The sequence below is a fragment of the Vibrio sp. 1288 genome, from assembly GCF_033344475.1.
Genome location: NZ_JAWPOX010000027.1, coordinates 1 through 13,883 on the forward strand (window position 1 = coordinate 1; position 13,883 = coordinate 13,883).

Consider the following 13,883-nt stretch of genomic DNA (forward strand, 5'->3'; position numbering starts at 1 on the left):
GAAGCATAGGAGTTCCCTCCAATCGTTGCCTACTTTAAGTATAACAACAGTTAAAGGGAACATAGCCTTTCTTTATTGCGGGTAGTGCGATCACATCAACGGTCGGATTGACGCATTCAGTCGCTGAGCCTGATGGTGGAGATGATGGTTCTCTTTCTGGCACTTTGGTCTATAGCAATAGCGCGGGAACCAATAATACCTATCTATTGTACAGTAGGCTTTCATGGAGCGAAGTAGGGGTATTGAAAGTAACCGCAGATACTCAGGCAAATTATTTGGGTATGAATGTTAACCCCGGCTATCGTGATATCGGACGTTTTTATCCTGCCTGGTTGAGCTTAGTAAGCAATAACTGGGATTATGCGTCTGACCATGATGGCTTCATGTACATGAGTCAGCCTATCAGTTATGACTTTGTGGTCGAAGCACAAAATATGGATGGCGAAGCTACTACCAATTACAGTAGTTTCAGCTCTGATTTAATTGCTGATGTCCAACTGCTGGCTGTGGACACGGATGATAACGAAGACATTAGCGATCGGGTGGAAAATTATTATCTAAACTACTGGGATGGCAGTGACTCATGGTCAGGATCACAGCTGTCAGTATCAAACCAGTCTTTCCAATTTAATAAATCAGAAACCAATAGTTCTCCGTTAACGACTGAAGCAGATGGGCCATTTACAAATGGATTTGGATTACTAGTGGCAGATAAAGTGGATGATGTCGACTTTCTTACTTCAGAAGATACCAACCTCGAATTAAATGACGATATTGGTAAGTCTTTTCCAACTCAACCAGATATTCGCTATGGCCGAATGGCAATGGATGATGTCGGTGGTACTTCTGTCAGTACCATCAATATTCCTCTGCGTACAGAATACTGGAGTGGTTCTCGCTTTATCACTAATACTGATGACTCTGCTTCTGATTATTCTTCTGATGAAGACTATGTTTGTTATCAAGAGGTGTGGTCTGAAGCTTCTGGTTCAGACGGTTCGTTGAATGGAGTAACAAAGACAGTTGATTCAGGTGTCAACGACGAACTTTATGCTACTCCATATTCCGAAGATTATAGTAGCTCAATACGCCAACAATTACGCTTCTGGCTGAGAATGGATGATACTAGTACGACATCTCCGCAAACGTTGGAAACTGATTATGTTACTTGTGGAAGTAGCTACATGAGTCAACCTTGGCTCCAATATAACTGGAGAGGGAAAGGAGATGAAGACCCATCCTCCGTCGTCACCTTTGGTATTCATCGAGGTAACGATCGCGTGATTTACCGTGGTGAGCCAGGGTTAATCGGACAGTAACAACTTAGGTTTTTGCCCTTAAGTTAGGAAACTGCAAGAAATTGAGGCTTTCTGCTCATGTTTGTGTACCAATACCTTGCTGTGACAGCGAGGCATTGGTACATTTAGAGCAATTTTTGTCTTCTATATTTTTGCAGGATGAGCGAAGAGTATGTTTAAGAAACTTCGTGGCATGTTTTCTAACGATCTATCTATCGATTTAGGTACAGCCAACACTCTAATTTACGTAAAAGGGCAAGGAATTGTCCTTGATGAACCTTCTGTAGTTGCTATTCGTCAAGATCGTGTAGGTTCTGCAAAAAGCGTTGCTGCAGTCGGTCACGCAGCAAAACAGATGCTTGGTCGTACACCTGGCAACATTTCCGCTATTCGCCCAATGAAAGACGGCGTAATCGCTGACTTCTACGTAACCGAAAAAATGCTTCAGCACTTTATCAAGCAAGTGCACGATAACAGCATCCTAAAGCCAAGCCCACGTGTTCTTGTTTGTGTTCCTTGTGGTTCTACCCAAGTTGAGCGTCGCGCAATTCGTGAATCAGCACTTGGTGCTGGTGCGCGTGAAGTTTACCTAATCGACGAGCCAATGGCGGCGGCAATTGGTGCTGGTTTACGCGTATCTGAGCCGACAGGTTCAATGGTGGTCGATATCGGTGGTGGTACAACTGAAGTTGCCGTTATCTCTCTAAACGGTGTGGTTTACTCATCGTCTGTACGTATCGGTGGTGACCGCTTTGATGAAGCTGTGATCAACTACGTACGTCGTAACTACGGCAGCTTGATTGGTGAAGCAACGGCTGAAAAGATCAAACACGAAATCGGTTCTGCTTACCCTGGTGATGAAGTTCAAGAGATTGAAGTTCGCGGTCGTAACCTTGCAGAGGGTGTGCCACGAAGCTTTAGTTTGAACTCAAACGAGATCCTAGAAGCGCTTCAAGAGCCGCTATCTGGCATCGTATCAGCAGTCATGGTTGCACTAGAACAGTGTCCACCAGAGCTTGCTTCAGACATTTCTGAAAACGGTATGGTACTAACAGGTGGTGGTGCACTACTTAAAGACCTAGACCGTCTACTAATGGAAGAAACTGGTATTCCTGTGGTTATCGCGGAAGATCCACTAACGTGTGTTGCGCGTGGTGGCGGTAAAGCTCTAGAAATGATCGACATGCACGGTGGCGATCTGTTCTCTGAAGAATAAAGGTTTAGGTGAAGCTCATGTCGGGCTTCACCTTCATTTCTGCTCTCTCTGTAATTCAAACATGCTCCATACCTAAAAGTATTTAGTTAAGTATTTTTAGGTTGCCAAGTAAGGCTCAATAATCATGGAAGCAATCAGGTCAAAAACAAGATGAAACCGATTTTCGGCAGAGGTCCGTCTCTGCAATTACGTCTGTTTTTTGCTGTCATCGTGTCGGCGAGCTTAATGCTGGCCGATAGTCGTCTAGATACGTTTTCCAACGTTCGATACCTACTAAACAGTATGGTTGCACCGATTCAGTACACAGCGAATTTGCCTCGTAGTATGTTCGATGGCGTATTTGAACGTTTTAATTCTCATCAGGCATTGGTTGAAGGCAATCGCAGCTTAAAGCGAGAAGTGCTACGCCTGAAAAGCGAGCTTATCTTGCTCGACCAATATAAAGAAGAAAACCAACGCCTACGTAAGTTGCTAGGATCTTCATTTGTCCGTGATGAAAAGAAAGTCGTGACAGAAGTAATGGCGGTGGATACTTCACCTTATCGTCATCAAGTGGTGATCGATAAAGGCCGTATTGATGGTGTTTACGTTGGTCAGCCTGTTATCAACGAGAAAGGCATCGTCGGTCAGGTTACGTTTGTCGCAGCGCACAACGCACGTGTTCTGCTGCTAACGGACGCGAAAAATGCAATTCCTGTCCAGGTGATCCGCAATGATATCCGAGTGATCGCATCGGGCAATGGTGAAATGGATGAAATCCAACTGGAGCACATTCCAACCAGCACAGATATTCAGGTTGGTGATTTATTGGTGACATCCGGTTTAGGTGGCATTTACCCTGAGGGATATCCAGTCGCGACGGTTACCAATGTGGATCACGATACGCGTCAAGAGTTCGCTTCAATCAAGGCTGAGCCGGTTGTGGAGTTTGATCGCTTACGCTACCTACTGCTGATTTGGCCGAATGAAGACCGTCAACACAAAGTACTGCGGTCCAATGTAGATGAAGGGTTAGAGCAAGAACAAGAGGTAACCGATGGCCAATAATGTATTGAGTAGCCGAATGGTGATTGGCGTCAGTTTCTTCGTTGCGCTGGTACTGCAAACCATTCCATGGCCAGGTGTGTTAGATGTGTTACGTCCGTCATGGTTGTTCCTTGTCACGTGTTATTGGGTGTTGGCACTACCGCACCGAGTGAACGTCGGAACTGCGCTAGTGTTGGGCTTATTGTGGGATATCTTGATCGGCTCAACGCTTGGAATTCGTGGCATGATGATGTCGATCGTTATCTACCTTGTGGCGCTGAATTTCCTGTTGATTCGCAACATGGCATTGTGGCAACAGTCGATTTTAATTGCCTTTTTTACTGCGTTATTGGAAGTTTTGATATTCTGTGGGGAATATTTGAACCAGGACGTAGTATTTAATCCATTATCTCTGTGGACGGCGGCAATAAACTGTATACTTTGGCCATGGATGTTTTTATTAATGCGACGAGTTCGTCGTGCATGGCACGTAAGGTAAAGCAGTGAAGAAAAGCTTATCTCTCGTTCTCGCATCGGGTTCTCCGAGAAGAAAAGAGCTGCTTGCTCAACTGGGTTATGATTTTGAGATCGTATTGCCTGATATTGAGGAAGCCAAACAGGCTCATGAGCAAGCACGAGATTACGTGTTGCGTCTTTCTTTGGAAAAAGCTCAGGCAGGCTTAGCGTTGGCTAAGCCTGATTCCGTTGTATTGGGCTCTGATACGGTCGTAGTATGCGATGACCGTGTGCTAGAAAAGCCAAAAAGTTTTGAAGATTCAAAGCGTATGCTTACTGACTTATCGGGTCGTCGTCATCAAGTGATGACTGCGGTGAGCGTTGTATCATCGGAACAACAACATTCAGTGGTCGTTACCACTGACGTGTGGTTCAAACCACTGACTCACGAAGAAATCGAACAATATTGGCAGTCAGGAGAGCCATGCGATAAAGCTGGAAGTTATGGTATTCAGGGACTCGGAGGGCGATTTGTCACCCGAATCGAAGGCAGTTATCACGCTGTAGTAGGCTTACCTTTGTTCGAAACCGATCAGCTAATTCAAGAATTTTTATAATTGTTTTGAGGTGTGCACATGAGTGCAGAATTGCTGCTTAACGTGACCCCGAGTGAAACTCGTGTGGCCATGATTGAAGGTGGAGTACTACAAGAAATACATATCGAGCGCGAATCGCGTCGCGGTATTGTGGGCAATATATACAAAGGCAAAGTAAGCCGAGTGTTACCAGGTATGCAGGCGGCTTTCGTCGACATTGGTTTAGATAAAGCGGCATTTTTACATGCGTCAGATATTGTTCCTCATACCGAATGTGTGGCAGAAAACGAAAAACAGCAGTTTCAAGTCCGTGATATCTCTGAGCTGGTACGCCAGGGACAAGACATTGTTGTGCAAGTGGTCAAAGATCCGCTCGGCACAAAAGGTGCGCGTTTAACGACGGATATCACCTTACCTTCGCGTTATCTTGTTTTTATGCCGGGGGCCAGCCATGTCGGTGTTTCGCAGCGTATTGAAAGTGAAAAAGAGCGCGAGCGTTTGAAAAAGGTGGTGAACCATTACTGCGATGAGCACGGTGGTTTTATCATTCGTACCGCGGCAGAAGGCGCTGATGAAAAAGAGCTATCTCAAGATGCGGCATTTCTAAAGCGTTTGTGGCTAAAAGTCATGGAGCGTCGCTCAAAATACAAAACGCGTTCAACACTTTACGGTGAACTCGGCTTAGCTCAACGCATTCTGCGTGACTTTGTTGGCACAGAGCTCGATAAGATCATGGTCGACTCCCGCCTTGAATACGAGAACCTGAAAGAATTCACTTCTGAGTATGTACCGGAGTTAACAGATAAGCTTGAGCTTTACGAAGGTGACAAGCCAATCTTTGACATGTACGACACCGAAAACGAAATTCAGCGTTCTTTAGAGCGCAAGGTCGAGCTAAAATCGGGCGGCTATTTGATCATCGATCAAACCGAAGCCATGACCACCATCGACATCAACACGGGTGCATTTGTTGGTCGTCGTAATCTCGAAGAGACTATCTTCAATACCAATATAGAGGCAACGCAAGCTATTGCGCGTCAGCTACGTTTACGTAACCTCGGCGGTATCATCATTATTGATTTTATCGATATGGCATCCGAAGAGCATCGTCAGCGAGTACTTACCTCACTGGAAACGGCGCTGGCGAAAGACCGAGTAAAAACCAACATCAACGGCTTTACCCAGCTTGGCTTAGTTGAAATGACGCGTAAGCGCACACGAGAAAGTATTGAACATATCTTGTGTTCTGGCTGTCCTACTTGTGAAGGCCGTGGCAGCGTGAAAACGGTCGAAACTGTATGCTTTGAGATATTACGCGAGATTACTCGTGTGAACCGTGCTTACGACGCCGATAATTTTGTCGTGTACGCATCGCCGTTTGTTGCTGAAGCGCTATTGGGCGATGAGTCTCATGCGTTGGCTGAGCTCGAAGTATTTATTGGCAAGCAAGTGCGAGTTCAGGCTGAACCCCTGTACATTCAGGAACAGTTTGACGTCGTAATGATGTAATTTGGAACATTTGTGAATTCTGGTGTTAACCGTTTTGGGCGTTTTTGTGCGTGGAGTTTAGTTACTGTATTGGTGTTATTAGCCATATTAGTAACCACGCTTCGCGTCACACTGCCGCAACTTAACCATTTCCAAGATGAGATCAAAACCTGGGTCAAACAAGGCACAGGTTTTGACGTTTCTATTGCTAATGTCGCAGGGACGTGGCGCAATAATCATCCCTCAATCGCGTTACTGGGTTTAGAGGCAAATCTACCAAACGTGCAAGATGCACGCTTCGCTGTTGAAGAAGTCCAAATTGAGTTCGACCTTGTTCAATCTCTTTTTCAACTTAAACCTGTAGTTGCAGACCTTACCATTCATAACCTCGCTTTAGACATTCACACGGTAGACATTCTGCCGACTTCTCATCGTCAAGATCCGAAGCCTGAAGTGGATAAGAGCGAAGTGAAACTCATTGACCAACTCGACTCACTTCTTTTACGTCAGTTCGAAGACTTCACTATTAGCGATTCACGGATTTGGTATAAGTCGGTGTCTGGTGAAACTCGCCGTTTAGATATTGAGCAGCTTCGTTGGAGCAATCAAGGGAAACGTCACGTAGCCGAAGGCACGGTTAGCATTGCCGATGTTCGCCTGAACTCATTGTTAGTAAGCGCTAACTTTAAAGATCATGGCTCGTTGCGCGATGTATCTGGTGAGTTTTACGTGAGTGCTCAAGATGTCTCGGTCACACCTTGGCTGACCACTTACATGCAAGAAGAGTCAGGAGCAGAGTCGGGTAAAGTCAGCTTAAATACTTGGCTAACGCTCAAACATAGCCAACCGCATGATGCTTATGTTGAATTGCTGCCTTCCGAGTTGGTGTGGAATGAAGATGGACATCATGAGTTGTTTATTGAGTCTGGAATTTTCAATCTTCGACCAGATAAACAAGGCTGGAAAGTAAATGGCCACTCACTTCAGATCAGAACCGATAATACCCCTTGGCCAGAGCTAGACGTCGCGTTTGATTGGCAACCAAACGGCTGGATGCTTAATCTCTCTCAACTCGACATTGAAGCACTCATTCCGCTCATTAAGCTGGCTCCAGAGTCAGAGTCGACCAGTGACCTTATTAACAAACTAGCACCGAAAGGTCGGGTCGAAGATGTCCGATTGTCAATGAGCGGTGGTTTAGACACCTTACGCTACTCGGCTGAACTGGATGAACTCGCGATGACACAATGGGAGCTCCTACCCGGGTTTCATCACGTACAGGGCAGCGTATCGGGGGATGTGAATCAAGCTAAAGCAAAAGTCACCGTCATTGATGATGTCTTTCCGTACGGCGATGTATTCCAAGCTCCGCTGAATATCAAACAAGGTGAAGTCGATATTATCTGGCAGCAAGATGATGCGGGCTGGCGTTTGTGGTCGGATAAAGTGACGGCAGCAACGCCTGATCTTCAAGTTTTGGGGGCATTTCGTCTTGATTTTCCAAAAGAACAAAGCCCATTTTTATCGTTCTATGCCGAAGCGGATCTCTACAACGCGGGTGAAACATGGCGCTATCTACCGACTCTGGCACTTGGACAAGACTTGACCGACTATCTTTCGACCGCGATTCAGGGCGGAAAAGTGAATACAGCGAAATTGTTGTGGTATGGCGAGTTAGGTGATTTTCCTTACAAAGAACATAATGGCATGTTCCAAGCTTGGGTTGGATTAAAAGACGCGAAATTTAGCTTTGATACGGCATGGCCAACCATCACGGATTTGCAGCTAGACTTGCTGTTTGAAAATGATGCCATGTATTTGGATTCAAAATCAGCCACACTAAATGGCGTTCATGCTAAGCGTATCACTGGGCGAATCCCTGAGTTGGCAGAAGGTGGACACATCGAGATTGAAGCGAAAGCAAGCGCGCCGGGTAATGAAGTCCGTGACTACATGATGGCGACGCCATTAGTGGATTCAGTCGGTGCCGCATTGACAGCGCTGCAAGTGAGTGGTCCCGTTTACTCTGAGTTTCAACTCAATATACCGTTTGATTTTGAGAAAGAGTCTCGCGCTTGGGGTTATGCCGATTTAACAGAAAATCGTGTTGATATTGAAGCGCCGCCAATGACGCTTGAAAACGCCACAGGGCGTATCACCTTCGACAATGATGTGGTTACCACATCGGGTTTGTCGGCCGAATTATTACAACAGCCTATCTCTCTTGATTTCCATGGAGAGAGTGCGGAGCAAGGCTACAACGTGACAATTAATACATTAGGAGATTGGGATGTCGAGCCTCTCAAACCCTATGTCGGTGAGCGTTGGTTAAACCTTGTTTCGGGCCATGCGCCGTGGCAAATGGACATTGACTTGCAACTCAATGATGTTGGTTTCACTTATCAGCTTGAAGTGCTGGCGCAGCTAAATCGTCTGGCTAGTCAATATCCTTATCCTTTAGCTAAACAAATTGGCGAGTCTGGACAAGCGAAACTGCAAGCATCCGGCAACCAAGAGAGTATTTCAGCACGACTACAGATCCCAAATGTGAAGTATCAAACTGAGATAGATATCGCTGGCGATGTCCCGGTTCTGACTGCGACTCATTTAATGGTTGGCAAAGGTGGCTTCCGGATTAGTCCTATTGTCGGGCACGATGCTTCGGTGCGTGTCGAAGAACTGAATTTAGACCAATGGGCGGAGCTTGCTCAGGTCTCTGAGAGCAAGCCTTCATCGTCTGTTTTGGCAAGCATGAAAACGCCGACCATTCCATTGCCGACACGCATTGAAGTTGAAACGCCAAACTTACGGCTCGGTGGGATTGAGTTTCATGATGTGGATTTTTCAGCAAGCAAGAAAAATTTGAGTTGGCAACTCGATGTGGACAGTCAAGAGGTTAAAGGGAAAGCTAACTATCTGAAACCCTATGATCTATCGGTCTCTCTAGAGCACTTGCATCTGTACATCCCAGGGTTTGAAGAGATGACCAAAGAGCGCAGTTCAATCTTTGCGAGTGAAGATCAAAACGCACCTTTGATTACCAATTTTGACCGCAAGTTTCACGCAGAGATGCCAAACTTAACTTTGAACATCGATGATTTTTGGCTGCAAGGTTACAAAGTGGGCAAAGTTAATGTTGATTTGCAGCGTCGCGAGAACCGCTTGGAGTGGAAAAATATCACCTTTAGTAGCGGCAAAAACCGCATTGATATGAGTGGTTGGTGGGACCTGACGAAAGAGAGTAGTCATTCCAACTTAACCATGAAAATGAAAGGTGATAACAACACCGATCTTATGGAGCGCTTTGGTATTACATCAGGCATTCAACAAGCACCATTTGAGATCAATGCCAATATGGAATGGGACGGCGCACCTTGGTCAATGAAGACACAAACCTTGCAAGGAAACGTCTCAACGGAATTTGGTAAAGGCGTGATCAGTGAAGTTAGTGGTGCGGCACGCTTGTTAGGCTTGTTTAGCTTGGATTCTATCATCCGTAAGATGCAGCTCGACTTTACCGATGTATTCGATAAAGGCATGGCATTCAACTCGATCACGGGAACGGGCAAAATCCAAGACGGTGTGTTTATCACCAATGATATCGTAATGGATGCGTTAGCAGGGGAAATGCAAATCCGCGGCATCGCTAATATGAACAGCAGAATGGTTGATGCGGAAGTGAAATTCACACCAGACATCACATCAGGCCTACCAATGCTGACCGCGTTTGCCGTTGCGCCTCAAACTGCTTTGTATGTCTTGGCCATCTCTACGGTGATATCTCCGGTGGTTGAGGTCTTCACTCAAGTCAATTATGAAGTGAAAGGCCCACTAGATTCACCAACGGTGAAAGAAATTTCGCGAAGTAAAGGTGAATACAAGCTGCCAGAAAAACTGCGTGAACAGGCCAAATAACTCACCGAATATAATGGAATAGGGAGGAAACACATGGAGCGTGTTGGCATTATTCAAATGACTTCGGGTCCGGATATTAACGCGAATTTGGACTTCATTGAAAAACAGTGTGCTTTAGCGAGCAAGCAAGGTGCCAAACTTGTTCTTACTCCTGAAAATACAGTGCTATTTTCCAGTCGCGAAGCTTATCATCAACATGCAGAGCCACTTGGCAGTGGCATGATTCAACAGCGGCTCTGTGAAATCGCTAGAAAGAACCAGTTAACGCTAATTGTCGGAAGCATGCCCATTCAAACCGCAAAAGGTGTCACCACCACAACACTTGTATTTCCGCCGCACGGTAAATGCATTGCTCACTATGACAAACTGCATATGTTTGATGTCGACGTAGCCGATGGTTATGGTAGTTATCGTGAGTCGGATACGTTTATGGCGGGTAATCAAATAGTCGTTGCGGAAACTGATATCGGCAGTGTTGGATTGAGTATTTGTTATGATTTACGTTTCCCAGAACTTTATAAAGTATTGCGTCAAGAAGGGGCGGATATCATTGTGGTGCCCGCTGCGTTTACTGCTGTGACGGGGCAAGCTCACTGGGAAGTATTATTGCGAGCTAGAGCGATTGAGACACAATGTTGGGTTTTGGCAAGCGGACAAACTGGAACGCATCCATGTGGACGAAAAACATGGGGACACTCAATGGTCGTTGACCCTTGGGGACGTATCCATAAACAGCTTCAGGATGAAGTAGGTTTATTGGTGACTGAGATAGATTTGTCACAAAGCCAACAAGTAAGGCAGAATATGCCGCTGACTCAACACAGTCGCTTTCAAAATGAATTGAGACGGAAATAAAAGAGCTAACTATGAGCACAAACCAAATAGAACAGGCACTCCTTGCCCCAAATGGTCTGACAGAACAAGACATTGCTGACACGCTTGCCAGCATTGCGACGCGCCAGATCGATTATGCGGACATTTACTTTCAGTCCAGCTGGCATGAGTCTCTGGTTCTAGAAGACAGCATCATCAAAGATGGCTCTTTTAACATTGATTGTGGTGTTGGTGTCCGTGCAGTAACTGGCGAGAAAACCGGCTTTGCCTACTCTGATCAAATCCAGCCTGAAGGCCTGAAGCAGAGTGCAATGGCGGCGCGCGGTATTGCTCAGCAAGGGCAAAATGGCAAAGTCCAAGCGTTTAAACGCACCGAAAACCAAGCGTACTACGCGGCTGTGAATCCACTAGCTGAATGGGAAAAGCAGCAAAAAACAGAATTACTCAAATCTCTAGATGCTTACATCCGCACTAAAGAACCATTGATTAAAGAAGTTTCGATCAGCATCAGCGGTGTGCATGAGCAGATGCTTGTTGCGGCAACAGACGGTACTTATGCAGGCGATATTCGTCCTTTGGTGCGTTTGTCTATTAGCGTGCTCGCACAAAAAGGTGAACGACGTGAACGCGGTAGTGCTGGTGGCGGCGGCCGTTTCGGTTACGATTTCTTTTTAACGGAAAGCAATGGTGTGAAACAAGCTTTTCATTACGCAGACGAAGCGATTCGCATGGCGTTAATCAACCTTGAAGCAGAAGCCGCACCAGCTGGCATGATGCCAGTGGTATTGGGTTCTGGCTGGCCTGGCGTGTTGCTACACGAAGCGGTAGGTCATGGCCTAGAAGGTGACTTTAACCGGAAGGAATCTTCGGTTTTCTCTGGCAAAATGGGTCAACAAGTGACGTCTTCGTTGTGTACCATCGTCGATGATGGCACGTTAAAAGACCTTCGTGGTTCACTGAATGTGGATGATGAAGGGGTAAACGGTCAGTACAACACGCTTATCGAGAATGGTGTGCTGAAAGGCTATATGCAAGACAAGCTAAACGCGCGGCTAATGGGTGTAAATCCAACGGGTAACGGTCGTCGTGAATCGTATGCACACTTGCCAATGCCTCGTATGACCAACACCTACATGCTTCCAGGTGAACATACGCCAGAAGAAATTATCTCGACGGTCGAGAAAGGGTTGTATGCGCCAAACTTTGGTGGCGGCCAGGTGGACATTACTTCGGGTAAGTTTGTGTTCTCTGCATCGGAAGCGTACTTGATTGAAAACGGTAAAATTACGCGCCCTGTTAAAGGTGCGACGTTGATTGGCTCAGGTATCGAAGCAATGCAGCAAGTGTCTATGGTCGGTAACGACCTAAGTATCGACAAGGGCGTTGGCGTATGTGGTAAAGCAGGTCAAAGTGTGCCAGTTGGTGTTGGTCAGCCGACCTTGAAGCTGGACTCACTGACAGTGGGTGGCACGGAGTAACTCAGTCGAATCGTTATAAAAAGAGCGCTCATTAGAGCGCTCTTTTGCTTTGTGAGTCGGTGTCAATTACAGGTTTTCTTCAGCAAATTCCGCCAAGCGGCTACGAACCACGCCGTTGAGGTGAATATTTGCGCTGCCTTCAAAGTTCTTGAAGCGCTCAACCATGTACGTCAATCCTGATGTCACTGGGGTGAGGTAATGAGAGTCAATCTGCGCCAAGTTACCGGAGCAGACGATTTTGGTTCCTTCGCCACAGCGGGTAATGATGGTTTTGATTTGTGATGCAGTGAGGTTTTGACACTCATCAAGCAGTACAAACGCATTTTGAATCGAACGGCCACGCATAAAGTTGATCGATTTAAATTGAATGTTGGCTTTATCGCAGATGTACTTCAATGAGCCTTCAGTGCAGTGATCGTGTTTATGTAGTGCTTCCAAGGTATCGGTCACCGCCGCTAACCACGGCATCATTTTCTCCTCTTCGGAGCCGGGTAAGAAGCCGATGGATTCACCGATATCTGGCGTGTTACGTGTTACGATAATTTTATCGAACATGCTTTTTTCAATGGTTTGCTCCAATGCTGCTGCCATTGCCAGTAATGTCTTACCACTACCCGCCGCACCCGTTAGAATCACCAAGTCAATTTCTGGATCGAGTAAGGCATCTAACGCCATTCCCTGGTAGATATTTTTAGGTGTGATGTCCCAAGCCTTACGATGCATTAGACGTTCGCGGCTCAGGTCGAGAAGCGTTAGCTTGTCTTCATTGATGGTTTCTACGCGACCAGCAAAGTCACTGTCTTCATCAATAACGTATTGGTTGATAAAGGTTGGGTCGAAGGGTTCGCGACTGAGTTTGTGGTAAGTTTTTCCGCCCAGAGCATAGCTTTCTACTTCCTCAATACCGCTCCAGAAATCACCTTCACGCAATTGAAAGCCTTTGGTTAGGTATTGAATGTCGTCAATCAGTTGGTCGGTTCTATAGTCCTCAACAAAGCGTACACCAGCCCCTTTGGCTCGCAGACGCATGTTGATGTCTTTCGTGATCAGTACCACTTCACGTGGTGCACGTTTATTTTGCAGATAAAGCACCGCGTTGAGAATACGGTTGTCACCGGCTTTGTCGGCGAAGGCTTTGACAGTTTCCTGCAGTTCAAAATCCGCCAAAATGGAAATAGTACCTTGGTCGGGGTTGTCTTTAGAAACAGGAATGCCTTCAGAGATTTCATCTGGCGTTGCTTCTTTAAACAAATCTTCCAAGGTGCGAATAGCCACGCGCGCATCTCTTGCAACGTCGCGCTTACTGTCTTTGATTCGGTCGAGTTCTTCCAACACGGTCATGGGGATAACGACATCGTGTTCTTGGAAAGAGAAGATGGCAAAGGGTTCATGAAGAAGAATGTTGGTATCGAGTACAAACAGTTTCCGATCGGTATCGCCCATAGCGTCTCCTTGCCGTAGTACGGCTCTGCATGCGAGTTGTTAGGTCGTTTCCAAATAGGTGTGAAGTGACCTAACTCTGATTGCTTGCAATAGAGGTTGTCGGGCTGATGTCGGCTAGTGTGCAACCGAGTAG

Annotated in this window: 10 protein-coding genes; 9 read left to right on the forward strand and 1 reads right to left on the reverse strand. The window is 46.2% G+C overall.

Annotation, left to right across the window (positions count from 1 at the left end; translation table 11 throughout):
- The first annotated feature begins 107 nt into the window (after positions 1-107).
- The 9 genes from R8O11_RS17840 (at position 108) to tldD (ending at position 12,307) form a co-directional block, all read left to right on the forward strand.
- The gene (locus tag R8O11_RS17840) at positions 108-1,319 is read left to right on the forward strand and encodes a DUF6701 domain-containing protein (RefSeq protein WP_412035064.1); all 1,212 of its coding nucleotides are present in this window, start codon (positions 108-110) and stop codon (positions 1,317-1,319) included.
- Positions 1,320-1,470: 151 nt separating this feature from the next.
- The gene (locus tag R8O11_RS17845) at positions 1,471-2,514 is read left to right on the forward strand and encodes a rod shape-determining protein (RefSeq protein ID WP_005381144.1); all 1,044 of its coding nucleotides are present in this window, start codon (positions 1,471-1,473) and stop codon (positions 2,512-2,514) included.
- A gap of 150 nt (positions 2,515-2,664) precedes the next feature.
- Positions 2,665-3,561, forward strand: coding sequence for a rod shape-determining protein MreC (mreC, locus tag R8O11_RS17850; protein WP_318071113.1), 897 nt, complete (start codon positions 2,665-2,667; stop codon positions 3,559-3,561).
- Positions 3,551-4,039, forward strand: a complete 489-nt coding sequence (gene mreD / locus R8O11_RS17855; protein WP_005381141.1) for a rod shape-determining protein MreD — start codon at positions 3,551-3,553, stop codon at positions 4,037-4,039. The genes mreC and mreD overlap by 11 nt, the downstream gene beginning before the upstream one ends.
- Before the next feature lie 4 nt (positions 4,040-4,043).
- The gene (locus tag R8O11_RS17860; protein WP_005381139.1) at positions 4,044-4,613 is read left to right on the forward strand and encodes a Maf family protein; all 570 of its coding nucleotides are present in this window, start codon (positions 4,044-4,046) and stop codon (positions 4,611-4,613) included.
- 18 nt (positions 4,614-4,631) lie between these two features.
- Positions 4,632-6,101, forward strand: a complete 1,470-nt coding sequence (gene rng / locus R8O11_RS17865) for a ribonuclease G (protein WP_005381138.1) — start codon at positions 4,632-4,634, stop codon at positions 6,099-6,101.
- A 12-nt stretch (positions 6,102-6,113) separates the two neighbouring features.
- On the forward strand, positions 6,114-9,995 hold the full coding sequence (locus R8O11_RS17870) for a YhdP family protein (protein WP_318194317.1): 3,882 nt from the start codon (positions 6,114-6,116) through the stop codon (positions 9,993-9,995).
- A gap of 33 nt (positions 9,996-10,028) precedes the next feature.
- Positions 10,029-10,850, forward strand: coding sequence for a carbon-nitrogen hydrolase family protein (locus R8O11_RS17875; protein ID WP_238764880.1), 822 nt, complete (start codon positions 10,029-10,031; stop codon positions 10,848-10,850).
- 11 nt (positions 10,851-10,861) lie between these two features.
- Positions 10,862-12,307: a metalloprotease TldD gene (tldD, locus tag R8O11_RS17880; RefSeq protein ID WP_005381134.1), complete on the forward strand. Its 1,446-nt coding sequence runs from the start codon at positions 10,862-10,864 to the stop codon at positions 12,305-12,307.
- Between the two features lie 66 nt (positions 12,308-12,373).
- On the opposite strand, the gene R8O11_RS17885 is transcribed toward tldD, so the two are convergent.
- Positions 12,374-13,750, reverse strand: a complete 1,377-nt coding sequence (locus R8O11_RS17885; protein ID WP_005381133.1) for a PhoH family protein — start codon at positions 13,748-13,750, stop codon at positions 12,374-12,376.
- Between the last annotated feature and the right edge of the window lie 133 nt (positions 13,751-13,883).

Bases quoted from the DNA above. Each gene is read 5' to 3' on its own strand.
- R8O11_RS17845 (WP_005381144.1), top strand. From the start codon at position 1,471: ATGTTTAAGAAACTTCGTGGCATGTTTTCTAACGATCTATCTATCGAT.
- mreC (WP_318071113.1), top strand. From the start codon at position 2,665: ATGAAACCGATTTTCGGCAGAGGTCCGTCTCTGCAATTACGTCTGTTT.
- mreD (WP_005381141.1), top strand. From the start codon at position 3,551: ATGGCCAATAATGTATTGAGTAGCCGAATGGTGATTGGCGTCAGTTTC.
- rng (WP_005381138.1), top strand. From the start codon at position 4,632: ATGAGTGCAGAATTGCTGCTTAACGTGACCCCGAGTGAAACTCGTGTG.
- R8O11_RS17875 (WP_238764880.1), top strand. From the start codon at position 10,029: ATGGAGCGTGTTGGCATTATTCAAATGACTTCGGGTCCGGATATTAAC.
- tldD (WP_005381134.1), top strand. From the start codon at position 10,862: ATGAGCACAAACCAAATAGAACAGGCACTCCTTGCCCCAAATGGTCTG.
- R8O11_RS17885 (WP_005381133.1), bottom strand. From the start codon at position 13,750: ATGGGCGATACCGATCGGAAACTGTTTGTACTCGATACCAACATTCTT.